The organism is Microbacterium sp. NPDC058345 (assembly GCF_042723855.1).
Classification (GTDB): domain Bacteria; phylum Actinomycetota; class Actinomycetes; order Actinomycetales; family Microbacteriaceae; genus Microbacterium.
The window spans coordinates 1,204,266-1,226,646 of record NZ_JBHXIG010000001.1 but is presented as its reverse complement, the minus strand read 5'-3'; the positions used below and the strand labels follow the sequence as shown (position 1 = coordinate 1,226,646).

General features: G+C 67.3%; 23 protein-coding genes. 10 read left to right on the top strand and 13 right to left on the bottom strand.

Features of this window, described 5'->3' with window-relative positions; all coding sequences use genetic code 11:
• The first annotated feature begins 70 nt into the window (after nucleotides 1–70).
• Both trxB and trxA read left to right on the top strand, forming a co-directional pair.
• Nucleotides 71–1,045, top strand: a complete 975-nt coding sequence (gene trxB / locus ACFWH5_RS05750; RefSeq protein WP_378832754.1) for a thioredoxin-disulfide reductase — start codon at nucleotides 71–73, stop codon at nucleotides 1,043–1,045.
• Nucleotides 1,046–1,106: 61 nt separating this feature from the next.
• Complete coding sequence (trxA, locus tag ACFWH5_RS05745) at nucleotides 1,107–1,430, top strand: thioredoxin (RefSeq protein ID WP_378832751.1); 324 nt, start codon at nucleotides 1,107–1,109, stop codon at nucleotides 1,428–1,430.
• Between the two features lie 98 nt (nucleotides 1,431–1,528).
• Here the strand turns inward: trxA and ACFWH5_RS05740 are convergent, their stop codons facing one another.
• Genes ACFWH5_RS05740 through ACFWH5_RS05725 form a run of 4 tightly spaced genes read right to left on the bottom strand, consistent with a single transcriptional unit; the run spans nucleotide 1,529 to nucleotide 4,917 of the window.
• Complete coding sequence (locus ACFWH5_RS05740; RefSeq protein ID WP_378832749.1) at nucleotides 1,529–1,861, bottom strand: tryptophan synthase subunit alpha; 333 nt, start codon at nucleotides 1,859–1,861, stop codon at nucleotides 1,529–1,531.
• 39 nt (nucleotides 1,862–1,900) lie between these two features.
• Nucleotides 1,901–2,989 carry a LacI family DNA-binding transcriptional regulator gene (locus ACFWH5_RS05735; protein WP_378832747.1) on the bottom strand — a complete coding sequence of 363 codons (1,089 nt, stop codon included), beginning with the start codon at nucleotides 2,987–2,989 and terminating at the stop codon, nucleotides 1,901–1,903.
• Nucleotides 2,990–3,012: 23 nt separating this feature from the next.
• A complete protein-coding gene (locus ACFWH5_RS05730; RefSeq protein ID WP_378832744.1) occupies nucleotides 3,013–3,906 on the bottom strand; it encodes a PfkB family carbohydrate kinase in 894 nt (297 codons plus the stop codon).
• Between the two features lie 9 nt (nucleotides 3,907–3,915).
• On the bottom strand, nucleotides 3,916–4,917 hold the full coding sequence (locus ACFWH5_RS05725) for an SIS domain-containing protein (RefSeq protein ID WP_378832742.1): 1,002 nt from the start codon (nucleotides 4,915–4,917) through the stop codon (nucleotides 3,916–3,918).
• A 264-nt stretch (nucleotides 4,918–5,181) separates the two neighbouring features.
• Between ACFWH5_RS05725 and ACFWH5_RS05720 the strand changes: the two genes are divergently transcribed.
• The 4 genes from ACFWH5_RS05720 to ACFWH5_RS05705 are packed head-to-tail and all read left to right on the top strand — an operon-like array spanning nucleotide 5,182 to nucleotide 9,161.
• Nucleotides 5,182–6,501, top strand: a complete 1,320-nt coding sequence (locus ACFWH5_RS05720) for an ABC transporter substrate-binding protein (RefSeq protein WP_378832739.1) — start codon at nucleotides 5,182–5,184, stop codon at nucleotides 6,499–6,501.
• Between the two features lie 46 nt (nucleotides 6,502–6,547).
• Entirely contained in the window at nucleotides 6,548–7,495 is a 948-nt protein-coding gene (locus ACFWH5_RS05715; RefSeq protein ID WP_378832737.1) for a carbohydrate ABC transporter permease, read from the top strand.
• Nucleotides 7,495–8,328 carry a carbohydrate ABC transporter permease gene (locus tag ACFWH5_RS05710; protein ID WP_378832735.1) on the top strand — a complete coding sequence of 278 codons (834 nt, stop codon included), beginning with the start codon at nucleotides 7,495–7,497 and terminating at the stop codon, nucleotides 8,326–8,328. The genes ACFWH5_RS05715 and ACFWH5_RS05710 overlap by 1 nt, the downstream gene beginning before the upstream one ends.
• Nucleotides 8,325–9,161, top strand: coding sequence for a TIM barrel protein (locus ACFWH5_RS05705; protein ID WP_378832733.1), 837 nt, complete (start codon nucleotides 8,325–8,327; stop codon nucleotides 9,159–9,161). Before ACFWH5_RS05710 ends, ACFWH5_RS05705 begins: the two co-directional genes overlap by 4 nt.
• Here ACFWH5_RS05705 and ACFWH5_RS05700 read toward each other — a convergent pair.
• The 9 genes from ACFWH5_RS05700 to rpmH form a co-directional block, all read right to left on the bottom strand.
• Nucleotides 9,158–10,597, bottom strand: a complete 1,440-nt coding sequence (locus ACFWH5_RS05700; RefSeq protein WP_378832731.1) for a sugar porter family MFS transporter — start codon at nucleotides 10,595–10,597, stop codon at nucleotides 9,158–9,160. The genes ACFWH5_RS05705 and ACFWH5_RS05700 overlap by 4 nt on opposite strands.
• Before the next feature lie 65 nt (nucleotides 10,598–10,662).
• Complete coding sequence (locus ACFWH5_RS05695) at nucleotides 10,663–11,649, bottom strand: ParB/RepB/Spo0J family partition protein (RefSeq protein ID WP_378832729.1); 987 nt, start codon at nucleotides 11,647–11,649, stop codon at nucleotides 10,663–10,665.
• Entirely contained in the window at nucleotides 11,649–12,530 is an 882-nt protein-coding gene (locus ACFWH5_RS05690) for a ParA family protein (RefSeq protein WP_378832727.1), read from the bottom strand. Before ACFWH5_RS05690 ends, ACFWH5_RS05695 begins: the two co-directional genes overlap by 1 nt.
• 1,545 nt (nucleotides 12,531–14,075) lie before the next feature.
• On the bottom strand, nucleotides 14,076–14,705 hold the full coding sequence (rsmG, locus tag ACFWH5_RS05685; protein WP_378832724.1) for a 16S rRNA (guanine(527)-N(7))-methyltransferase RsmG: 630 nt from the start codon (nucleotides 14,703–14,705) through the stop codon (nucleotides 14,076–14,078).
• Nucleotides 14,706–14,798: 93 nt separating this feature from the next.
• On the bottom strand, nucleotides 14,799–15,293 hold the full coding sequence (locus ACFWH5_RS05680) for a protein jag (RefSeq protein WP_378832723.1): 495 nt from the start codon (nucleotides 15,291–15,293) through the stop codon (nucleotides 14,799–14,801).
• On the bottom strand, nucleotides 15,290–16,363 hold the full coding sequence (gene yidC / locus ACFWH5_RS05675) for a membrane protein insertase YidC (protein WP_378832721.1): 1,074 nt from the start codon (nucleotides 16,361–16,363) through the stop codon (nucleotides 15,290–15,292). Before yidC ends, ACFWH5_RS05680 begins: the two co-directional genes overlap by 4 nt.
• A gap of 3 nt (nucleotides 16,364–16,366) precedes the next feature.
• Entirely contained in the window at nucleotides 16,367–16,717 is a 351-nt protein-coding gene (yidD, locus tag ACFWH5_RS05670; protein WP_378832719.1) for a membrane protein insertion efficiency factor YidD, read from the bottom strand.
• Nucleotides 16,714–17,064, bottom strand: coding sequence for a ribonuclease P protein component (gene rnpA / locus ACFWH5_RS05665; protein ID WP_378832717.1), 351 nt, complete (start codon nucleotides 17,062–17,064; stop codon nucleotides 16,714–16,716). Before rnpA ends, yidD begins: the two co-directional genes overlap by 4 nt.
• A 19-nt stretch (nucleotides 17,065–17,083) precedes the next feature.
• Nucleotides 17,084–17,221 carry a 50S ribosomal protein L34 gene (gene rpmH, locus ACFWH5_RS05660; RefSeq protein WP_022879826.1) on the bottom strand — a complete coding sequence of 46 codons (138 nt, stop codon included), beginning with the start codon at nucleotides 17,219–17,221 and terminating at the stop codon, nucleotides 17,084–17,086.
• Between the two features lie 328 nt (nucleotides 17,222–17,549).
• On the opposite strand from rpmH, the gene dnaA reads away from it, so the two are divergent.
• The 4 genes from dnaA (at nucleotide 17,550) to ACFWH5_RS05640 (ending at nucleotide 22,316) form a co-directional block, all read left to right on the top strand.
• Nucleotides 17,550–18,947: a chromosomal replication initiator protein DnaA gene (dnaA, locus tag ACFWH5_RS05655; protein WP_378832714.1), complete on the top strand. Its 1,398-nt coding sequence runs from the start codon at nucleotides 17,550–17,552 to the stop codon at nucleotides 18,945–18,947.
• A gap of 458 nt (nucleotides 18,948–19,405) precedes the next feature.
• Nucleotides 19,406–20,548, top strand: coding sequence for a DNA polymerase III subunit beta (gene dnaN, locus ACFWH5_RS05650; protein WP_378832712.1), 1,143 nt, complete (start codon nucleotides 19,406–19,408; stop codon nucleotides 20,546–20,548).
• Between the two features lie 87 nt (nucleotides 20,549–20,635).
• On the top strand, nucleotides 20,636–21,853 hold the full coding sequence (gene recF, locus ACFWH5_RS05645; RefSeq protein WP_378832710.1) for a DNA replication/repair protein RecF: 1,218 nt from the start codon (nucleotides 20,636–20,638) through the stop codon (nucleotides 21,851–21,853).
• Nucleotides 21,825–22,316, top strand: coding sequence for a DUF721 domain-containing protein (locus ACFWH5_RS05640; RefSeq protein WP_378832707.1), 492 nt, complete (start codon nucleotides 21,825–21,827; stop codon nucleotides 22,314–22,316). Before recF ends, ACFWH5_RS05640 begins: the two co-directional genes overlap by 29 nt.
• Nucleotides 22,317–22,381: the final 65 nt, after the last annotated feature.

Sequence of the window (22,381 nt, the reverse complement as noted above, 5' to 3'; positions counted from 1 at the left end):
ACGATGGGTTGTAGCAGTCGAGGCTGGTTCACCGCGCTCCCGCGGCGCGCCCGCCGACAGAGGAGAGCATATGCGTCAGGTCATCATCATCGGCTCCGGCCCGGCCGGATTCAGCGCCGCCATCTACGCGGCGCGCGCCAACCTGGAACCGCTCATGATCGCGAGCTCCGTCGAGGTCGGTGGCGAGCTGACCAAGACCACGGATGTCGAGAACTTCCCCGGGTTCCCCGAGGGCATCCAGGGCCCTGACCTCATGGTGAAGATGCAGGAGCAGGCCGAGAGGTTCGGCACCGAGGTCGTCTACGACGATGTCGTCGAGCTCGACGTCGCAGGACCCGTCAAGAAGGTCACGCTGGGCAGTGGCGCCGTGCACGAAGCGCACACCGTCATCTACGCGACCGGATCGGCGTACCGCAAGCTCGGCATCGAGGGCGAGGAGCGTCTCTCCGGACACGGTGTCTCGTGGTGCGCGACCTGCGACGGCTTCTTCTTCCGCGAGAAGACCATCGCCGTCGTCGGCGGCGGCGACTCGGCCATGGAAGAGGCGACCTTCCTCACCCGCTTCGCGTCGAAGGTGTACGTCATCCACCGCAAGGACACCCTGCGCGCCTCGAAGATCATGCAGGAGCGCGCGTTCGCGAACGAGAAGATCGAGTTCCTCTGGAACACCGAGGTCGACGAGATCCTCGGCGAGTTCGAGACCACGGGCGTGCGGCTGCGCTCGACCGTCGACGGCTCCACTCGGGAGCTGGAGCTGAACGGCGTGTTCGTCGCGATCGGCAACGACCCGCGCACGCACCTCGTGCACGAGAAGCTCGAGCTGACCCCCGAGGGGACGATCTGGGTCGACGGACGCTCCTCGCGCACCTCGGTGCCGGGCATCTTCGCCGCCGGAGACGTGATCGACCCCACCTACCGTCAGGCCGCCACCGCCGCAGGGTCGGGTGTCGTCGCCGCGCTGGACGTGGAGCACTTCCTCGCGGATCTCGAGGACGCCTCGGTCGAGGTGGCCGCCGCCGAGGCCGCCGAGGTCATCGTCGGCTGAGATCGGGAACACTTTCCCCGCATCCGCTGTTTCACCAGGTGACACCGAACAAGGAGAATTCATGACTGCCAAGGCAACCACTCAGGCCACCTGGGAGCAGGACGTGCTGCAGGCCGACGGCCCCGTGCTGGTCGACTTCTGGGCCGCGTGGTGCGGTCCTTGTCGCATGGTCGCGCCGGTGCTCGATGAGATCCAGGCCGAGCACCCCGAGAAGATCACCATCCTCAAGCTCAACGTCGACGAGAACCCCGAGCTGGCGATGAAGTACCAGATCACCTCGATCCCCGCCATGAAGGTGTTCCAGGGCGGCGAGGTCAAGACCACCATCATCGGCGCCAAGCCGAAGTTCGCCCTCGAGAAGGACCTCGCGCCGTTCATCGGCTGAATTCCGCTCCGACGCTCGAAGCCCGTCACCTCGCCGAGGTGGCGGGCTTCGTCGTTCCGGATGCCGGAGGAGCCTGCTGTTCCGAAGAAGACCGCGGCTCAGGAGGCGTCGGCGATCGTGGGGTCCCAGCGGCGATGACGCTGCTCGCCCAGCAGACCCCAGACCGCTTCGGTCAGCTCCGGATAGTCCAGGGCGATCTGGCGCAGCACCCGGTAATGCCGGGCGGCGTTGGGACGGACGCTGTCGTTCGCGGCGATGTTGTCGGCGCGCAGCAGGAAGACCACGAGCTCGTCGACGCTCGGCAGGTCCTCCATGAAGTCCCACGGATCCTCGCCCGCGCGGAGGCGCTCCTGGATCAAGACGGCGAGTTCGTCCGACGCCTCGGCACGGAGCACTTCCAGGCTGGCACGACGCGGCACGGACTCGGTCATCCGTCAAGCCTACGCGCGGTCGATGAGAAGTGGGCCGCCTCAGCGCGAGGAGAGGGCAGCCACGGAGGCGCGCTCGATGAAGCGCGTCTCGAGCGTGTGCAGCCTCGCCGGACCCCCGTCGCCGTCGATCGCGGCGAAGAGCACCTCGGCGGCGCGACTGCCCAGCGCCCGCATCGGCTGCTCGATCATGGTCAGCGGCGGCTCCATGACGGCCGCCCACGAGCTGTCGTCGAAGCCGATCAGCGACACGTCGGCGGCGACGCGCAGCCCGGCATCGCGCAGTGCGCGCAGCGATCCGGTCATCGCATCGGTCTCGGTGCAGAACAGCGCCGTCGGCGGATCCGGCAGCGCCAGCATCCGCGTCACCTCGGCGAGGGCGTGCTCCTCTGTCTTCGGGCCCACCATCACGAGGTCGGCGTCGAAGACGATCCCCTCGTCGTCGAGCGCGTCCAGGTAGCCCTGCAGGCGCTCCCCGTCGGTCCACAGGTTGCGCGCCGCGAGGTCGACCATCTCCCGACGCCGGCGCGGGCGTTCCTCGACCGGCGGTCCCCACACGAAACCGATGCGGCGATGCCCTGCCGCGATCAGCCGCTCCACGGCGTCGCGGGCGGCGGCGCGGTTGTCGATCACGACGGCGTCCAACTCGACCCCCGGCACGGCGCGATCGACGAGCACCACCGGGATCCCGTGAGCGCGCGCCTGTTCGATGTGCCCGGCCGACGCTGCATCCAGCGCCGCCGACGACACGATGATCCCGTCGACGCGCTTGTCGATGAGCACGTCGATCGCCGCCACCTCCTCGGCGAGCTCTTCGTACGTGCTGATCACCAGCGTGTCGAAGCCGCGGGCCCGGGCGGCATCGGAGACACCGCGGACGACACCGCCGAAGAACGGGTTGGCGATGTCCGCGACGATCACGCCGATGGTGTGGCTCACGCCCGTGGACATGCTGCGCGCGAGGGCGTTCGCGCGGTAGCCGATGCGCTCCGCCGCGGCGAGCACTCGCTCCCTGACCTCAGGGCTGACGTAGCCGTACCCACCGAGCGTGCGTGCGGCCGTGGACCGACCCACGCCCGCCTCCGCCGCGACCTCGGAGATGGTGGGCGGAGCGGAGCGCTCGGATGTCATCGCCCTCGCCCCTTTCCACGTGCTCACCACATGTTAGCCGGGACGGGATCATCGCTCGGCCGGCCCCGCTCGAACGCGCCCTCCACGAAGCACTGGTCATGCGCGGCATCCGCGCCGGCCTCGAGGGCGCTGTGCAGATCATCGCCGGTCGGGATGCTGCCGCGCCGCCAGCCCCTGCCATGCAGGGCGACGAGGAAGCCGGCGAGGAACGCGTCGCCGCATCCCATCGTGTCGATCAGGTCGACGTCGTCGGGGATGCGGCGGGCCGGTGCGCTGCGACGCACGCGGCCGTCGGTGATCAGCGCGCCGTCCGTGCCGCGGGTGCCGAGGGCGAGTCCGGCGCCGCGGACGACGACTTCCTCCAGCAGCGCGAACGCCGCGTCCTCGTCGAGTTCGGCGCACGACAGAAGCACCAGGTCGGCGAACGGCGCGATGCGATCCAGATAGGCCGGCTCGCGGAACTCGGCCTCACTCGACAGATCGAACGTCACGAGCGCGTGGTGCCGGCGCAATCGCGGCAGCTGCGATTCGGTGCGCGAGTACACGCTGGAGTGCACGAGGTCGAATCCGGCGGCGTACTCCTCGCGCCCCTCATCGAGGTCGATGGGCTCGCGGACGGTGATCCCGCCTCCGTTCCAGCCCAGGAACACCCGCTCGCCGTCGTCGACCCGCAGGGAGGAGACCCCCGACTCCCCCCTGCGGATCAGGCTGCGGGGCGTCGGCACCCCGGCATCCTCGATCGACGAACGCAGGAACACCCCTCGCTCGTCATCCCCGAACACCCCGAGGTACTCGGCGTGCGCGCCGAGGCGGTGCGCGTACACGGCGACGTTGACGGCGTTCCCTCCGGGGTACTCCACCGCGCGATCCACGAAGCGGTCCACGATGTTGTCGCCGAATCCGAGCACTCGCATCATGACCTCCGCTCAGTACGCCATGACGCGGTAGTAGCGGCGCAGGTCGAGCGAGTGACCCCGCACGCGCTCGAGGTGCTTGCTGACGCGCCCCATGACGGTGTCGAGCACGATGGGCGCGATGAGCGCGCGGTTCTCGGCGCTGAACCCCTCGAGCGCGTAATCGCGGGTGTCGAAGACGGTCACGTCGTTCGTGATCCGCTGCGCGAACGCCTCGGCACGGTCGGTGAGCGGACGCGTGCGGTCCTCGCCCTGGAACACGATGACCGCCGTGTCCTCCTCGAGCAGCTCGAGAGACCCGTGGAAGAACTCGGCGCTGTGCACGCGGGTCGTCCGCAGCCACTGCATCTCCTCGAGGATGCACATCGAGTACAGGTAGGTGAACGCCCACAGCGGACCGCCGCCGATCAGGAAGTAGTAGTCCGTGTCGCGGTGCGCCTCGGCGAACGCCTCTGCGGCCGGCTCGGCCTGGCGCGCCACCTCGACGAGCGCATCGGGCAGGTTCACCAGCTCGTCGGCGAGCGACGCGTAGCCGTCGAACTCGCCGCGTCGCTCGAGCAGCCGGCCCACGAGCAGCAGCATCTGCATGTCGAACGGCCAGGTCTTCGGCTCGGAGATCAGCGCGTGGTCGACGCCGAGGGCGATCGGCGATTCGGGGTATCCGGTGAACGCGATGGTGGTCGCGCCGGTCTCACGCACGTACTCGACGGCGCGGATGACGTCTTCGGTCGTGCCGCTGACCGAGGTGAACACCGCGGCCGTGCGCTCGCCGAGCTGTGCGTCGCCGGCGACGACCAGCTCGGCGGCGATCGCGGCGCGGATCGGCATCTGCGACCGCTCGCGCGCGAGCAGCTCGTACGGCCACATCTGTGCGTATGTGCCGCCTGCGCCGATGAGCAGCACGTTGTCGATGCCCTTGGCGAGCAGGTCATCGACCAGCTGCTCGATCTGCGGGCGAAGGGCGACGGCACTGGCCGTCTGGGTTCGGAAGGCGGTCTCGTCGAAACCGAGCATCATTGATCCTTTCGTCGGGTCCGGAATCCAATGTGGTACCGGTACCAGGTCGGGATCATGCTGACACAGCCGACGACATTCGTCAACGCATCCCAATGAACACGGGCAGAGACGGACGTCGCGAGAAAAGTTTCGGCATTCACCTGGTACCGGTACCAGGTTTTCGGCTACACTCGCGATCCAAGGCATGCACCGAATTTCCAACGGCGGATCGGTGGCCGCGACCCGCGCGGCAGGCGGACCGCCCCCTCAGAGAGGCAGATCATGCGCACAACACGCACCATCGCGCTCGCCGCGACCGCAGCGGCGACCGCCGTCGTCCTCGCCGGATGCGGCGGCACGACACCGCAGCCGGCGGCCGACGTCACCGACGAGCCGGTCTTCGAAGGCACGCTCTCGATCCTCACCAAGTTCGCCGGCGAGCCGCTCGAGCCGTACTTCGAGGATCTCGCGGCCGCGTACGAGGCCGAGCATCCCGACGTGGACGTCGAGCTCATCCAGGAGACCGACCAGTCCATCAAGGACAAGACCAAGACGCTCACCGCCTCACAGGCCCTGCCGGACATCTACTTCACGTGGACCGGGGACTGGGCGGAGAACTTCGTCAACGGCGGTCTCGCCGCCGATCTCAGCGAAGTGATCGCGCCCGGCACCGAATGGGGCGATCGCTTCGGCGAGGCGTCCCTCTCGGCGTTCCAGTACGACGGCAAGTACTACGGCATCCCGCTCTACAACAACGGCAAGTTCATGGGCTACAGCACGTCGGCCTTCGCCGAGGCGGGTGTCGAGGTTCCGACGTCCTTCGAAGAGCTCATCGAGGCGTGCGGGCCGCTGCGTGACGCCGGCTACGAGCCGATCGCCTTCGGCAACAAGGACGGCTGGCCTGCGCTGCACTACCTGCAGCAGCTGTTCGCGTACAACGTGCCCACGGAGGTGCTCCAGGCGGACTTCGACCCTGAGACGGCGGAATGGACGCACGAGGGATACGTCCGCGCTCTGGAGCAGTTCCAGACCCTCGTCGACGAGTGCACCGACACCGGCAAGGGCACCAACGGCGTGCTCTACACCACCGCCCAGGAGGCACTCGCCGGCGGTCGTGCGGCGATGTACTACCAGGAGATCCTCGAGTTCGACACGGTCACGGCTGAGGGAACCGCCCTCTCCACCGACGACTTCGGCATCTTCCCGCTTCCCGTCCCCGAGGGCGCCGAGGGCGACCCCGCGGCGATCGAGGGCTCACCCGAGGGGTACCTGATCAATGCGAAGTCGCCACGAGCGGCTCTCGCCGTCGATTTCATGAAGTTCGTCACCGAGCCGGCGAATGCCAAGACGCTGTCATCGCCGCCGTTCGGCCAGCCCAGCGCCGTGATCGACGCGGTCACCGAGGAGACCTCCAGCGCGGCGGTGTTCGACGGCATCACGCAGGTGAACGAGGCGTCGGAGCTCGTGGTCTGGCTCGACACCGTGACCGTGCCCGAGGTCGCCGACGCGTGGCTTGCCGGCGGCGAGGCCCTCATCAGCGGCAGCGCCACCCCGGAAGAGGTGCTCGAGAGTGTTCGCGCAGCGAACGACAGCGCCCAGTGACGTGCGGTCGGGGGCCGGCTTCCGTCGGCCCCCGACCGTCACCGAGGTGATCGTCACGGCAGACAAGCCCCGGCGGAATCGCGGCCGGATGCCGCGCGGCACGGCCGGCCGAGGTCGGCTGACGCGCGTCGCCGGCCTCGCCTGGGTGCTTCCGGCCCTCGTGGTCCTCGGCGTCTTCGTCTATCTGCCCCTGGTGCAGAACCTGGCGTTCTCCACCCAGGAGTGGGACATCTATTCCGGCATGTCCGAGTTCGTCGGCCTGGCGAACTACGAGAAGCTCGTCGGCGACCCGGTGTTCTGGACCTCGCTGGGCAACAACGTGCTGTACGCCCTGCTGTCGATCGCGTTCCAGGTGGCGGGAGCGCTCGTGCTCGCCGCCATGATCGAGAGCCTGCGCAGCATCCGCTGGCGCAAGGTGCTGCGGGCGATCTACTTCGTGCCGTCCGCCATCTCGCTCACTGTCGCCGGCCTGCTGTTCTACTTCATCTACGAGCCGAGGCTCGGCATGCTCAACCACCTGCTCGACGGCGTCGGGCTCGGCGCCCTCGCCCAGCCGTGGCTCGGACAGGAGTCGACCGCGATGGTCGCCATCATCGCGATGAGCCAGTGGCAGGGGTTCGGCTACTCCACACTGTTGTTCGCCGTGGCCATCCAGCGCATCCCGTCGGAACTGTACGAGGCGTCCGCGCTCGACGGCATCGGCCCGATCCGTCGGTTCTTCCACGTCACGGTGCCCCTGGTGCGCGAGATGACCGGCCTGATGGTGATCGTCACGATCTCGGGAGCGTTCCAGGTGTTCAACGAGGTCATGGTCATGACCAGCGGCGGCCCGAACAACTCCACGCAGGTGCTGGCCACGTGGCTCTACCGCAGCGGGTTCGTACGCAACGACTTCGGGTACGCCGCCGCCATCGCCACCGTCATCTTCATCGTGACGCTGATCATCGCGATGGCCCAGCTCTGGTACACGCGCCGCAGAAGGGTGGAGTTCTGATGACCCGCACCGGTTTCCTCGGCGCGATCGGCCGCCTGTTCGCCTGGTCGTTCCTGCTCGCTCTCGTCGTCGTGGTGGCGTATCCGCTGCTGTGGATGGTGCTGAACGGCTTCAAGACCAACACCGAGCTGTTCGGCAATCCCTTCGCGCTGCCGCTGCAGCTCGACTGGGGCAACTACGCGGCCGCCTGGAATCGCGGCGTCAGCGACTACCTGACCGCGAGCATCCTCGTCACCGTCACCTCCACCATCGCCACGGTCTTCATCAGCGCGTGGGCCGCGTACGGCCTCACCCGCGTGCGGATGCCGTTCGGCAGGCTCGCGTCGGGGCTCATCCTCGGCGGGCTCATGCTCGCGCCGGCCGTCGCCCTCGTCCCCCTGGTGCGCATGTTCCAGGCGATGGGCCTCTACAACACCTTCTGGGCCCTGCTCATCCTCTACACGGCCTTCCGCATCCCGTTCACGACGTTCCTGATCCGGGCGTACATGATCGATCTGCCGCGCGAGGTCGACGAGGCGGCCGAGGTCGACGGCGCGAGCCGCTGGACGACGTTCTGGCGCATCACGCTGCCGATGTGCAAGCCGATCATCATCTCGACGATCATCCTGCACGTGCTCTTCGCCTGGAACGAGTACCTGTTCGCGATGGTCTTCACGAGCGGCACCGAGGTGCAGACCCTGCCGGTGGGTCTCACCAGCCTGATGAGCAAGCACGGCACCGACTACCCTGTCGTGTTCGCGGGCATGGTCGTCGCAGCGCTGCCCGTGATCGTGCTGTTCTTCGCCAGCCAGCGCTACTTCATCAAGGGCCTGTCCGAGGGGATCGGCAAGTGAGCGGCGCCGCGCCGCTGATCGACCGGGTGACCGGGTCGAACTTCTCGTACCAGCACCTTCCGCTGCAGAGGTTCCTCGACGATGCCGCGGCGCTCGGGCGCACGCACTTGGAGCTGTGGGGCGTCGCCCCTCACGCGCACGTGCCCTGGCTCAGCGATGACGACGCGCGCGGCATCCGTGACGCCGCGGCCGCGCGGGGCATGCGGGTGGCGTGCTTCACACCGGAGCAGGTCGCGTATCCGGTCAACATCGCCTCCGCCGACGCCCGTATGCGGGCGGAGAGCATCGGGATGTTCCTCCGTGCCGCCGAGATCGCTGTGGAACTCGACGCGGGGATGCTGTTCCTCACGTCCGGCCGGGGTCGCGAGGACGAGCCTCGGTCGGACGCCTGGACCCGCGCCGTCGATGCGCTCGGTGAGATCTGCGAGCGGGCCGCGGAGCTCGGGCTGGAGTGCGTCCTCGAACCGCTGCAGCGGGTGGAGTCGAACCTGGTGAACACGGCCGAGGATGCCGCACGGATGCTGAGCGATGTCGCGGCATCCCACCTGAGCGTGGCGCTCGACACCGTCGCCGCCGCCGTCGCGGACGACACCGTGGACGACTACTTCGCGCTGCTCGGCGACCGCGTGCGCCACGTGCATCTGATCGACGGCGCTCCCGCCGGTCATCTCGCCTGGGGAGACGGAGAACTGCCGCTGGATGCGATCGTGGCCGCGCTGGACCGCAACGGCTATGCGGGTCTCGCCACCGTGGAGCTCTTCGGCGACGGCGGTTACGCGTTCGATCCGCGGCCCGCACTGGAGCGGTCCCTCGCCGCGATCGCCGGCGTCTAGCTGCGGGTGGCTCGCCTGCGGCGTTCGACGATCGCGTCGTCGGTCATCGACTCGAGCTCTCTGCCCTTGGTCTCGGCCACTCTGAAGTACACGAAGAAGAACGACAGCAGTGCGAAGAACGCGTAGAACCCGTACGCGAACGTGAGCCCGATCTCTGCGAATGCGGGGAACGTCGTGGAGATGAAGAAGTTCGCCACCCACTGGGCGGCGGCCGCGACGGCAAGCGCGCCGGCGCGGATCGAATTGGGGAACATCTCCCCCAGCAGAACCCAGACCAGCGGCCCCCAGGTCGCGCCGAAGAAGACGACGAAGGCGTTCGCGCAGACGAGGGCGACGGTGGACCACGGCGCCGCCAGGACGACCTCTCCCGCCGCATCCATCGTTCCGAACGAGAACGCCACGGCCATCAGCGCCAGCGTGACCGTCATGCCCACGGAGCCGACCAGCAGCATCACACGACGACCGACCCTGTCGACGAGCAGGATCGCGACGATGGTGACGACGATGTTCGTCACCGACGTGATCACGGTGATCGTGAGGGCGTCGGACTCGTCGAATCCCACCGAGCGCCACAGCGTCGTCGAGTAGTAGAAGATCACGTTGATGCCGACGAACTGCTGGAACACGCTCAGCAGGATGCCCACCCAGACGATCGGTTTCAGGCCCAGCCGGCTGCCGCGCAGATCGCTGAGCGATTCCTTGCGCTCGATGTTGAGCGTGCCGGTGATCTCACGGATCTTGCCGTCGACGTCGATCTCACCGGTGACACCGGTGAGCACCTCCGCGGCCTGCTCCATTTTTCCGCGGGCCACCAGGTAGCGCGGCGACTCGGGCAGGCGCAGCGACATGATGCCGTAGACCAGCGCCGGGATCGCCTCGGCGATGAACATCCATCGCCATGCGTCCAGCCCCCACAGAGGCTCCGCCGCGCCGCCGGCGACGTTCGCCAGCATGGCATCCGAGAGCAGCGCGACGAAGATGCCGGTCACGATCGCCAGCTGCTGCAGGGAGCCGAGCCGGCCGCGCACTCGCGCCGGCGAGACCTCGGCGATGTACGCGGGAGCGATGACGGATGCCGCACCCACTCCGAATCCCCCGACGATGCGCCAGACGATGAGGTCGATAACCCCGAACGCGAGACCGGAGCCGATCGCCGAGACGAGGAAGAGCACGGCTGCCGCGATCATCGTGGGCACGCGTCCGTACCGATTGGCGACAGGACCCGCGAACCATGCGCCGACCGCGCATCCGATCAGCGCGGACGACACCGCGAAACCCTTCAGCCCGACCCCGAGATCGAAGGCGCCCGCGAGCGCATCGACCGCGCCGTTGATCACCGCGGTGTCGAAGCCGAAGAGGAAGCCGCCGAGTGCCGCGGCGATGCTCACCCCGATGACGCGCCCTCGGATCGAGATCGCCTTGGCTGATCTGTTCATCAGGTGCACCCCCCGCTCGGTTGCCCGGAGCCTAGCGGACGGGGCGGATGACGCGGAAGGGCGTTTCAGCGCGCGCCGTATTCCTCCTCGCCGAGGTCCGTGAGGATGCGGTTGAGGTCCTGGATCGACGCGAATTCGATCTTGACCTGGCCTTTCCGTGCGCCAAGGGTGATCTGGACGCGGGTGTTGAGGCGGTCGCCCAGCTTGCTCGCCACCTCATCGAGGTAGGCCCGGCGTGCACCCGGCTGAGGTCGGGCTGTCCTTCCGGGGCCCGCCGGAACGGCCTTCGCCGCCTGCTCGGTCGCGCGCACCGACATGTCCTCGTTCACGACCTTGTCGGCCAGGCGCTGCATCTGCTCCGGGTCATCGACCGAGAGGATCGCGCGGGCATGGCCCGCCGACAGGACGCCGGCGGCGACGCGCTGCTGCACGGGCACGGGCAGGCGCAGCAGGCGGATCGTGTTGCTGATCTGCGGACGTGACCGACCGATGCGCGTCGCGAGCTCCTCCTGCGTGATGCCGAAGTCCTCGAGCAGCTGCTGGTAGGCGGACGCCTCCTCCAGAGGATTCAGCTGCGAACGGTGCAGGTTCTCGAGAAGCGCGTCACGCAGAAGATCCTCATCGGCCGTCTCGCGAAGGATCGCCGGAATCGACCCGAGGCCGGCCTCACGGGCGGCACGCGTGCGGCGCTCCCCCATGATGAGCTCGAAGTCGCCGTCGGCGTTCCTGCGCACCACGACCGGCTGCAGCACACCGAACTCACGCACGCTGTGCACGAGCTCGGCGAGATGATCCTCATCGAAGTGCGTGCGCGGCTGGCGCGGGTTGGGGACGATCTGCTTCGGGTCGACCTGGATCAGCCGGATGCCGGGGATCTCCGTAAGATCGGCGTCGGACACGGCATCGCGGTCGAGCGTGGCAGCGGGCTCCGGCGCCGCATCCTGCTTCACCTTGGATGCGCCGGGGAAGAAGACGTCCACCGGACGCTCGGCCTGATCGGCGGTCGGGATGAGCGCGCCGATACCCCGGCCGAGTCCCGTACGTTTGGCCATCATTTCTCCTTGTTCTGCGGGGACGCCTGCCCCCGCTGGGCGATCTCGACTGCTGCTTCGCGGTAGGCGATGGCGCCGGCCGACGTGCCGTCATAGGCGATCACGGTCTGTCCGAAGCTGGGCGCCTCTGACACCCGGACAGAGCGCGGGATCACCGTCTCGAGCACCTGCTCCGGGAAGTGGTTGCGCACCTCGTCGGCGACCTGCTGCGCCAGGCGCGTCCTCGCGTCATACATGGTCAGCAGGATGGTCGAGAGGTGAAGCTCGGGGTTCAGATGCTTCTGGATCATCTGGATGTTGCCCAGCAGCTGGCTCAGTCCCTCGAGCGCGTAGTACTCGCACTGGATGGGGATGAGCACCTCCGACGCCGCGGTGAACGCGTTGATGGTGAGCAGGCCGAGCGACGGCGGGCAGTCGATGATGACCACATCGACCGGGTGCTCGTCGAGATAGCTCTCGAGCGCGCGGCGCAGGCGGAACTCCCGGGCGACCTGGGAGACGAGTTCGATCTCGGCACCCGCCAGGTGGATGGTGCTGGGCGCGCACAGCAGGTTGGGCGATTCCGGAGTCGGCTGCACGATGTCGGCGAAGGCGGAGTCGCCGATGAGTACGTCGTAGATGCTGTCGGTGTCGGCCGTATGAGCGACACCGAGCGCGGTGGACGCGTTCCCCTGCGGATCGAGGTCGACGACGAGCACTTTCGCACCGAGCTGCGCCAGGGCCGAAGCGAGGTTCACCGCCGTCGTCGTCTTGCCGACGCCGCCCTTCTGGTTCGAGACCGTGATAACGCGTGTGTCTCCGGTGAACTGGATATCCACGCCTTCCAGAGCTCTGCGTCGAGACGACAGGTCGGCGAGCTCGCGTGCGAGCGGCGTATCCATCCCGAAATCGTTGTTCGGCGATGCCTTGTCGGATAGTTTCACGTGAAACATCGACTCCTTCCGGGACCGCCTTCCACTCTAATCGCCGCACCGGACATGACGAACTCGCGCGATCGGTGGTTCGATGAGTTCGCGGCGTTTCACGTGAAACATACGGCGATGTCGACGCCGGGCTACGGGACGTCCCTTCGTTCGCAGAGCGGGTGCCCCTCCCGCTGCGCAGGTCCCTCCCCGATGCTCACTCACGGGAACCCCTCCGCCCTCCCTGGCACCTGACGGCGGACGGTCAGGCGTCAATCGATACCGCTACCGGGGACTTCCGCAGCCACGGCCGGCGCCGGGCTGCGGGACGTTCCCTTCGTTCGCAAAGCGGGTACCCCTCCCGCTGCGCGGGTCCCTCCCCGATGCTCACTCACGGGAACGTCCCTTCACCCGCCATCGGATTCCGCGGCCGACCGGTCAGGCATCATCGGTGTCGCTACCGCGGACCCCTTCAGCGGTCGTTCGACGCCGGGCTACGGGACGTTCCCTTCGTTCGCAGAGCGGGTACCCCTCCCGCTGCGCGGGTCCCTCCCCGATGCTCACTCACGGGAACGTCCCTTCGCCCTCCCTGGGCTCGCACCGAGTGGTCGAATCCCAGCGAGGTGCCGCACAACAATCACGGCTTACGTTTCACGTGAAACATCGGTCGATATGCGCCGGGTAGATCCGTCGTTGAAACAGCGATGTGCTCCTGCGCTAGAGCCTGTGGAGCACCACAGCCGGCAGCACAGCAACGACTCTCTGGTACGGCAACATTGTGACTCTGATCACCTGCGCGTCGCTTCGTGACCGTTTCACGTGAAACAACCCCGGCCGCGTCGCCGCATGACCCATCGGATTCGCACGGGTACTCGCGCGCGATGCAAAGCTGCCTGATAGCGCGGATGCTTTCCGCGCTCGGGCGTCATGCCCGCCGTCTGAATGAGCAACTCCCCGTGGACCGACGAGCACGCTGATGTTGCCCCTCTGAGGGCCATACTGCTGAACTCCAGCGAACGATCCGCAGTGACGCCGGTGTGCCCCCCACCCACCCGATGCACCCGCCCGTCCGCCATCCAGGAAGGGCAGCGAAGCGTTCCCGTGGGTGAGCATCGGGGAGGGACCCGCGCAGCGGGAGGGGTACCCGCTCTGCGAACGAAGGGAACGCTTCGCTGCCCGGGCCCAGAACCGAAAGACCCGGTCGCGCACGCAGGCACGATGTTTCACGTGAAAGGTGAGGGTCCCTTGTTGGTGTCCCGGAGTCCATTACTGCGACATCACAAGGTCGTGAGAACAGAGATGTGTGCAGCAACAACTGCACACTGATCCCGTCGTTCCACTGCCGTCACGCTTTTGCCATCCAGGAAGGGCAGAGAAGCGTTCCCGTGAGTGAGCATCGGGGAGGGACCCGCGCAGCAGGAGGGGCACCCGCTCTGCGAACGAAGGGAACGTTTCGCTGCCCGGCTCAGAACCCAGAAGAAGACACGGCTCCGAGCACAGACCCTCGACGTTTCACGTGAAACGTCAGGCGCGCACTCGAGCGCGGACGACGCGGGTGGTCTCGGTCAGCACGCCCTCCCCCAGCACGTCGATGGTGACGTCGGTCACCTTGTGCTTCTTCAGCACCTTCGCCGCGGCGTCGATCTCGGCCGGGACGTTGTGACCCTTCAGGAGGACCAGTTCGCCCCTGTCCTTCACGAGCGGTGCCGTGATGGGCACCAGGGTGCGCATTGCACTGACGGCACGCGCCGTGACGATGTCGAACTCCAGGCCGACATCCTCAGCGCGAGCCCGCATCACCCGCACGTTGTCGAGCTCCAGTGCCTCCACCTGCTCGTTCAGCCAGGCGACCCGGCGCTCCATGGGTTCGATCAGCGTCCACTGCACGTCGGGACGGGCGATTGCGAGCACCAGTCCGGGCAGACCGGCCCCAGACCCCACGTCGGCGACCGATCCGGAGAACAGTGGGGCGGCGATCGCGGAGTTGAGGATGTGTCGGGTCCACAACCGCGGCAGCTCCAGCGGACCGATGAGGCCGCGCAGCTCCCCTTCGGCGGCGAGGGCCGCGGTGAACCGGCGCGCGAGTGCGACACGTTCGCCGAACAGCTCGGCGGCGACGGCCGGCTCCGGCTCGACGAGCGGATTGTCGGTCATGAGATCTCCCGGTGGCTCGTCTTCATCTCGAGCGGTGCCGCATGAACGGACGGCCGAGTCCGACACCGGACGGCCACCGTTTCACGTGAAACATCAGCCTCGAGAGATCACGGTGTGACGATCCGCGCCGTCACCGTAGGACTCCGACGTCAGCCCACGCTCCGACACGATGTCGTGCACCAGCTTGCGCTCGTAGCTCGACATCGACGGCAGCGACGCCTGGGTCGCACCGTCGTCGAGCTTGGCGACGGCGGCATCCACCAGCGCTTCGAGCTGGCGCCGACGGGTGTCGCGCGATCCGCCGACATCGAGGATCATCCGCGAGAAGGAACCGGTCTTGCTCTGCACCGCCAGGCGGGTCAGCTCCTGCAGGGCCTGGACGGTGTCCGGCGATGACAGCAGCGCCAGTCCGTTCCCCTCGGCCTCGACCGAGACGTACGCACGCCCCTGCCGGACGTCCAGGGTGAGGTCGCCGTCGATGTCGACGATGTCGAGCAGCTCCTCCAGGAAGTCCGCCGCCACGTCGCCCTCGTGCTCGAGCTGCTCCACCGTCGACTCGGATGATGCCCTCAGGTCCTGCGCCGTCATGAGTTCGACCCCTTCTTCTTCGCACGCTTCTTGCCGATCGGCTGCTCGCGCTTCGGCGCCTCGGCCTTCGCGCGCTCGGCCTCCTCGAGCTTGCGCCGCTGCTCTTCCTCGTACACCGAGAGGGGAACCACCTTGCCCTCGGCGTTGATCGCCTTGCCCTTGCGTGCCAGCCGCTCCTCACGAGCCTTGGCCGCCTCCGAGCCCGGCGTCGGCATCTCGCGGATGACGAGGAACTGCTGCCCCATGGTCCAGAGGTTCGAGATGAACCAGTAGATGACGACACCGAGCGGGAAGAACACACCCGAGAAGATGAAGCCCAGCGGGAGCACGTAGAGCATGATCTTCTGCATCTGGTACGCCTGACCGGTCTTGGCCTCGGGCGACAGATTCTTCGAGATGATCTGCAGCTGCGTGATGAACTGCGACGCGATCATCAGCACGACGAGCACGACGAGGATGGTGATGGCCAGGCCGTTCTGGTTCGCCCAGGCGACGCTGAGCGTCTCGTGCAGTGAGACGCTGCCGAACAGCTTGGCGTCGTAGAACTCCTGCGTCAGCTCGTTGCTGAGCAGGCCCACACCGCTGAACGCGGGATTGTCGCGGATCTTCTGCACGTCGACGAGAACGCTGTACAGCGAGAAGAAGATCGGCATCTGGACCAGCAGCGGAAGGCAGCTCGACATCGGGGTCGTGCCGTGCCGCTTGTACAGCGCCATCGTCTCGCGGCTCATGGCCTCACGAGAGAGCTGATCGCGCTTACCCTTGTACTTCTCCTGGACTTTTCGCAGTTCAGGAGCGATTTCCATCATCTTCCGCTGGCTCTTGATCTGCTTCACGAACAGCGGGAAGACCGCCGCGCGCACCACGATCACCAGACCTACGATGGACAGCACCCAGGTCAGACCGGCGGCCGCCGGCATCCCGATCAGCGTGAACAGCGAGTGCCACGCGACGAGGATGAGCTCCACGACCCACTTCAGCGGCCACAGGATGGTGGCGAACAGATCGAACCCGCCGCCGGATCCCGGCGCGGGTGTGGAGGTGCTTGCGAGCAGAAGGTCAAGACCCACTGTTCAGTCCTTTCGAGCAGGTACGACGAACCCGCGGGGGGTCAGTTCGTATCGGAAGTGAGCGTGCGGACGGACGTCATCGACGCCACCCTTGCTCCACGGATTGCATCGCAGGATGCGCCAGGCCGAGAGCACCGCTCCCCGCACGGCGCCATGCTGCTGAACCGCCCCTACAGCGTACGCGGAACAGGATGGGTAATACCGACAGACGTCTCCGTACAGCGGTGAGATCACCGCACGGTAGGCCGTGAGGAGTGCCAGTACGAGATTGCGGGGCAGAGCCGGGATGCTGCGCAGGACATCGGAGCCACGGAAGCGGGCGGTGCCGAACGCGTACGACGGCAGCGCGCTCATGAGCGCACCGGGCCCGCAGCCAGACGGTTCAGACAGCGTGCGACATCCGCACGCAGCTCGGCGAACCCGGCGGTGGCGGATGCAGGAAGGGCACGGATGACGACATCCGTGCCCTCAGGGATCGTGTCGCGGAACTCGGCGCACACCGCTTTCAGACGACGGCGCACGGTGTTGCGCACGACGGCCGATCCCACCTGCTTGCTGATGATGAACCCGAATCTCGGTGCTCTCGGCTCCGAGCCGGGCAGCAGCGACGTCACCAGGCGCGGCCCGCCGCACCGCGTGCCCCGACGGACCACCTGGCGATAGTCGACGCCACGGGTCAGTCGATTCTGCCGGGCGAGCACGGCGGGTCCCGGCGAGGGCTTACGCCGAGAGCTCGGTGCGGCCCTTCGCGCGGCGGGCCGAGAGGATGGCGCGGCCGGCGCGGGTGCGCATACGGGCGCGGAAGCCGTGCTTCTTGGCGCGACGACGGTTGTTGGGCTGGAAGGTGCGCTTGCTCATGGAATCACTCCGGGGATGGTGTCACCGGGGGTTGTTCGTCCGGAGACAGAGGGTACTGCCAAAAGGCATAAGTCAACCGACTAAGGGTACGACCTGCTCCGGCGCAGGGCAAATCGGCCGCCGAGTGCCGCTGTGCACCCGTCGAGTTGCGCACACCCATTATCCACAACGGTGGAGTTCACGTCGCACACCGACACACCCGCGTGTTTCCGGGGGCGGCTTGCTGTGGACAGCCGCGCTGACTACCGTTGCACACGACGTTATCCACAGGGGGAGATCACGCCGGACGGCGGCTTTTCCACAACCTCCCGAGATCACCCGGAGCACCATGACCTCTGCAGCCCAGCCCGACGTGCCGATCTGGTCCCAGGTGCAGGAGCGTCTCGCGGCCGATGCACGGGTGACGCCGCAGCTGCACGGCTTCCTCAGCCTCGTCGTGCCGGCCGGCGTGATGGGCGGGGTGCTGTACCTCGACGTTCCCAACGACCTCACCGCGGGGCAGATCAACAAGCGTCTGCGCATCCCGATCATGGAAGCGCTGTCGTCGATCGGCGACGAGGTCAGCTCCTACCGCACCGTCGTCAACCACGAGCTCGCCGACCAGCCCGGTCCGCCGATCACCGTTCCCGAGTTCGCCACCCAGGAGCCGGCGCGCATCGAATCGCCGATCGAGCAGCAGCAGCCGACGCCCCTGCGACACGAATCCCGGCTGAACCCGAAGTACACCTTCGACAACTTCGTCATCGGGCAGTCCAACCGCTTCGCACACGCAGCCGCGGTGGCCGTGGCCGAAGCACCGGCCAAGGCGTACAACCCGCTGTTCATCTACGGCGACTCCGGCCTGGGCAAGACGCACCTGCTGCACGCGATCGGCGACTACGCGCAGTCGCTCTACGCGGGGGTGAAGGTGAGGTACGTGTCGAGCGAGGAGTTCACCAACGACTTCATCAACTCGATCGCGAACAACAGAGGCGCCGCCTTCCAGAGCCGCTATCGCGAAGTCGACATCCTGCTCATCGACGACATCCAGTTCCTGCAGGGTCGCGCCGAGACCCAGGAGGCGTTCTTCCACACCTTCAACCAGCTGCACGATCACAACAAGCAGGTCGTGATCACCAGTGACGTCGCGCCCAAGCTGCTCACCGGCTTCGAGGACCGCATGCGCAGCCGGTTCGAATGGGGTCTCATCACCGATGTGCAGGCGCCCGACCTCGAGACGCGCATCGCGATCCTGCGCAAGAAGGCCCAGAGCGAATCGCTGCACATCCCCGACGAGGTGCTCGAGTACATCGCCACCGTGGTCTCGTCCAACATCCGCGAGCTGGAAGGCGCCCTCATCCGGGTCTCGGCCTTCGCGAGCCTGAACCGCTCGTCGCTCGACATCTCGCTGGCACAGACCGTCCTGAGGGACATCGTCGACACCGCCGAGGACAACATCATCTCGCCGACCGACATCATCACGGCGACGGCGGCGTACTTCAAGCTCACGGTCGACGACCTCTACGGCTCGAGCCGATCGCAGCAGATCGCCACAGCGCGACAGATCGCCATGTATCTGTGCCGCGAGCGCACCAGCCTGTCGCTGCCGAAGATCGGGCAGCTGTTCGGCAACCGCGACCACACCACCGTGATGTACGCGTACAAGAAGATCAGCGAGCTCATGAAGGAACGTCGCTCGATCTACAACCAGGTCACCGAGATCACCACGCAGATCGGCCGCCGCTGAGTCGTCGCGCGACGACGGCGCCGCCGGTTCGGGTCTGCACGGTGAGCGTTCGACCGTCAGGGCGTGTCCACGAGGGACTTTCCGCAGGGTCTGTGGATAACTTGTGGAATCAGGTCGCCCACAACCGCTTCGGACCCCTCGACCTGTGGATAACCGGTCGGCACCGCTCTTGCGACAGAACCCCGGAAACCCGCGGATTCCTCAGGACGTCCACATCTCACACAGCTGTAGTTTCCTACTCGCGACTGATATCCACCGAGTTATCCACAGTATCCACAGCTGTTAACACCGTTAAGAGATTCATCTTCATCAAGGGTTCTCCGATGACCGGAGGGATGTGGAGGGATCGCCGCAGACGCACGGATCCGGGGTGGTGAGCGGCCTGTCGTGTACGGCTAGCATGGGATGGCCTGTAGCGGGTCGAGTGCGCTGCAGCGACCGACAACGAGGGAGCGCCCGTGAGGTTCCAGGTCAATCGCGATGTGTTCAGCGAAGCTGTGTCCTTCGTCGTCAAGCTGCTGCCGCAGCGCAACCCTCAGCCGATCCTGGCGGGTGTGCTCATCGAGGCATCCACGGAAGGCCTCACTCTCTCGGCATTCGACTACGAGGCATCCGCCCGGACCACGATCGAGGCGACGGTCGACGACCCGGGCACGATCCTCGTGCACGGCCGTCTGCTCTCGGACATCGCCAGCCGCCTCCCCAACGCTCCGATCGAGATCGCCGTCGAAGAGGACGGCGGTATCGCGGTCACCTGCGGTTCCGCGCGCTTCACACTCGCGGCGATGCCCGTCGAGGAGTACCCGTCCATCCCCGAAGTCACCGGTTCGACGGGTGTCGTCCCTGCCGAGGACTTCGGCACGGCGATCGCGCAGGTGGCCTTCGCGGCATCCCGCGACGACGTGACTCCCGTGCTCACAGGCGTGCAGCTCGAGGTGTCGGGCACGGATCTCAGCATGGTGGCGACCGACCGCTACCGCGTCTCGCTGCGGGATGTGCCGTGGGACGGCGAGGGTGCCGAGCAGACCGCTCTGGTGCCGGCCCGCACCCTCACCGAGGTGGGCAAGACCTTCGCCCACGCGGGCAACATCGAGGTGGCGTTCTCCGGCGCCGGCGATCGCGAGATCATCGCGTTCACCGCGGGCAACAAGACCGTGACGTCGCTGCTGATCAAGGGCAACTTCCCGCCGGTGCGCCGACTGTTCCCCGAGCAGACCGATCACTACGCGGTGGTGAACACCGCCGACCTGATCGAGGCCGTGCGGCGTGTCGCCCTGGTGCTCGACCGGTCGGCGCCGCTGCGTTTCACGTTCAGCAACGACAGCGTCACCATGGACGCCTCCGGCAGCGAGCAGGCGCGGGCATCGGAGTCGGTCGACGCGCACCTGAACGGCGGCGACGAGGTGACGCTGGGACTCAATCCCCAGTACCTGCTCGAGGCGCTCGGCGCCGTCAAGAGCGAGTTCACCCGCGTCACGTTCACGTCGAGCGACAACGCCAACAAGCTCAGTCCGGTGCTCATCACCAGTCAGACGTCGGTCGATCAGGCCGGCCTCGACTCGTTCAAGTACCTGCTGCAGCCCAACCTGCTTCTGCGCTGACCTTCGCTCTCCCCCACCGCATCCGGTCGTCCCGCAGGGGCCACCGCGCAGCCCGGCGTTGTCAGACCCGAAAGGTAGGCTGATGCGGTGATCGTGGAGCACCTGAACCTGGTCGACTTCCGCAATTACGCGACCGCGGATCTGACACTCCACCGCGGCCCGAACGTCCTGGTGGGCAGCAACGGCCAGGGTAAGACCAACCTCGCCGAGGCGATCGTCTTCCTCGCGACGCTCGGCTCGCACCGGGTCTCGTCCGACGCACCGATGGTGCGAGACGGGCAGGAGTTCGCGGTCGTCCGCGCGCGTCTCGCTCACGGCACACGCACGGTGCTGACAGAGGTGCAGCTCAACCGGCAGGGATCCAACCGGGCCCGCATCAACGGCTCGCCGGCGAAGACCAACGAGCTTCCCCGCTACGCGCACGTCGTGCTGTTCGCCCCGGAGGACCTGCAGATCGTGCGTGGCGATCCGTCGTCGCGCCGCCGGTTCGCCGACCAGCTGCTCATCCAGCGCACACCGCGGCTCGCCGCCGTCATGGCGGACTACGACCGGGTGCTCCGTCAGCGCACCGCGCTGCTGAAATCGGCGCGCGCCCGCGGCGTCCGCGGTGAGGGGCTGTCGACCCTGGACGTCTGGGACGACAAGCTGGTCGCCCTCGGTGCCGAGATCATCCATGCCCGCATCCGGCTGGCCGCCGACCTGCACGGACCGCTGATCGACGCCTATGCCGCGATCGCGGGAGCCGACCACCGTCCGCAGCTCGACTGGGCGCTCTCGGTGCGCGGCGGCGACCCCGAGGAAGGAGAGGCGGAAGCCGACGACGCGCGCGGCGAGATCGCCGACCTCTTCCGTGCCGCCCTGCATCACAAGCGCGCGAAGGAGATCGAGCGGGGTCTCACGCTCGTCGGTCCGCACCGCGACGATCTGATCCTGCGGGTGCGGGATCTGCCCGTGAAGGGCTATGCCTCCCACGGTGAATCGTGGTCGATGGCACTCGCGCTGCGACTGGCGTCGGCAGAGCTGCTGCGCGCCGAATCGCCGGCCGGCGACCCGGTGCTGATCCTCGACGACGTCTTCGCGGAGCTCGACGCCGATCGCCGGCAGCGGCTGGCCTCTCTGACGTCCGGATACGAGCAGGTGATCGTCACGGCGGCCGTGGAGAGCGACATCCCCGAGGCGCTGCACCGTCACGTGGTGCGCATCGCCGCGGGTACGATCAGCGACGAGCGGGAGGATCCGGATGCCGGAGACGATCGCTCCCCCAACGGAACCGAGGATGCCGATGACCGACCCGCAGCCTCCTGAGACCGTCGCCACCTATCTGCGGCTGCGCGGGCTCAAGCCCAGCTCGAAGAACTGGAAGCGCAAGCGCCGGCTGATCGCCGACGACGACAACGCGCCGTTCACGAAGGGTCGCGATCCTGGCACGTTGGGCGACGTGCTGGCGAAACTCACCAAGGACTCCGGCTGGGAGAAGACCCTGGCCGCCGAGGACCTCGTGCGTCAATGGGCGGAACTGGCCGGCGCCGACACCGCCAAGCACTCCGAGCCGGTGTCGCTGCAGCGCGGGGTGCTCACCGTGAAGTGCGACTCCACCGCCTGGGCGAAGAACCTGCAGTTCATGCGCGCGGTGATCATGACCCAGATCGGCGAGCGCTATCCGGATGCGGGCGTGGAGAACATCCGGTTCATCGGACCGGACGTCCCGTCGTGGAAGTGGGGTCCGAGAGTCGTCCCGGGACGCGGTCCACGGGACACCTACGGGTAGGGCACCATGCACGACCCCTCAAGCGCTCAGATCGGCACACACGGCGTTTGAGCGCCACATCGGGT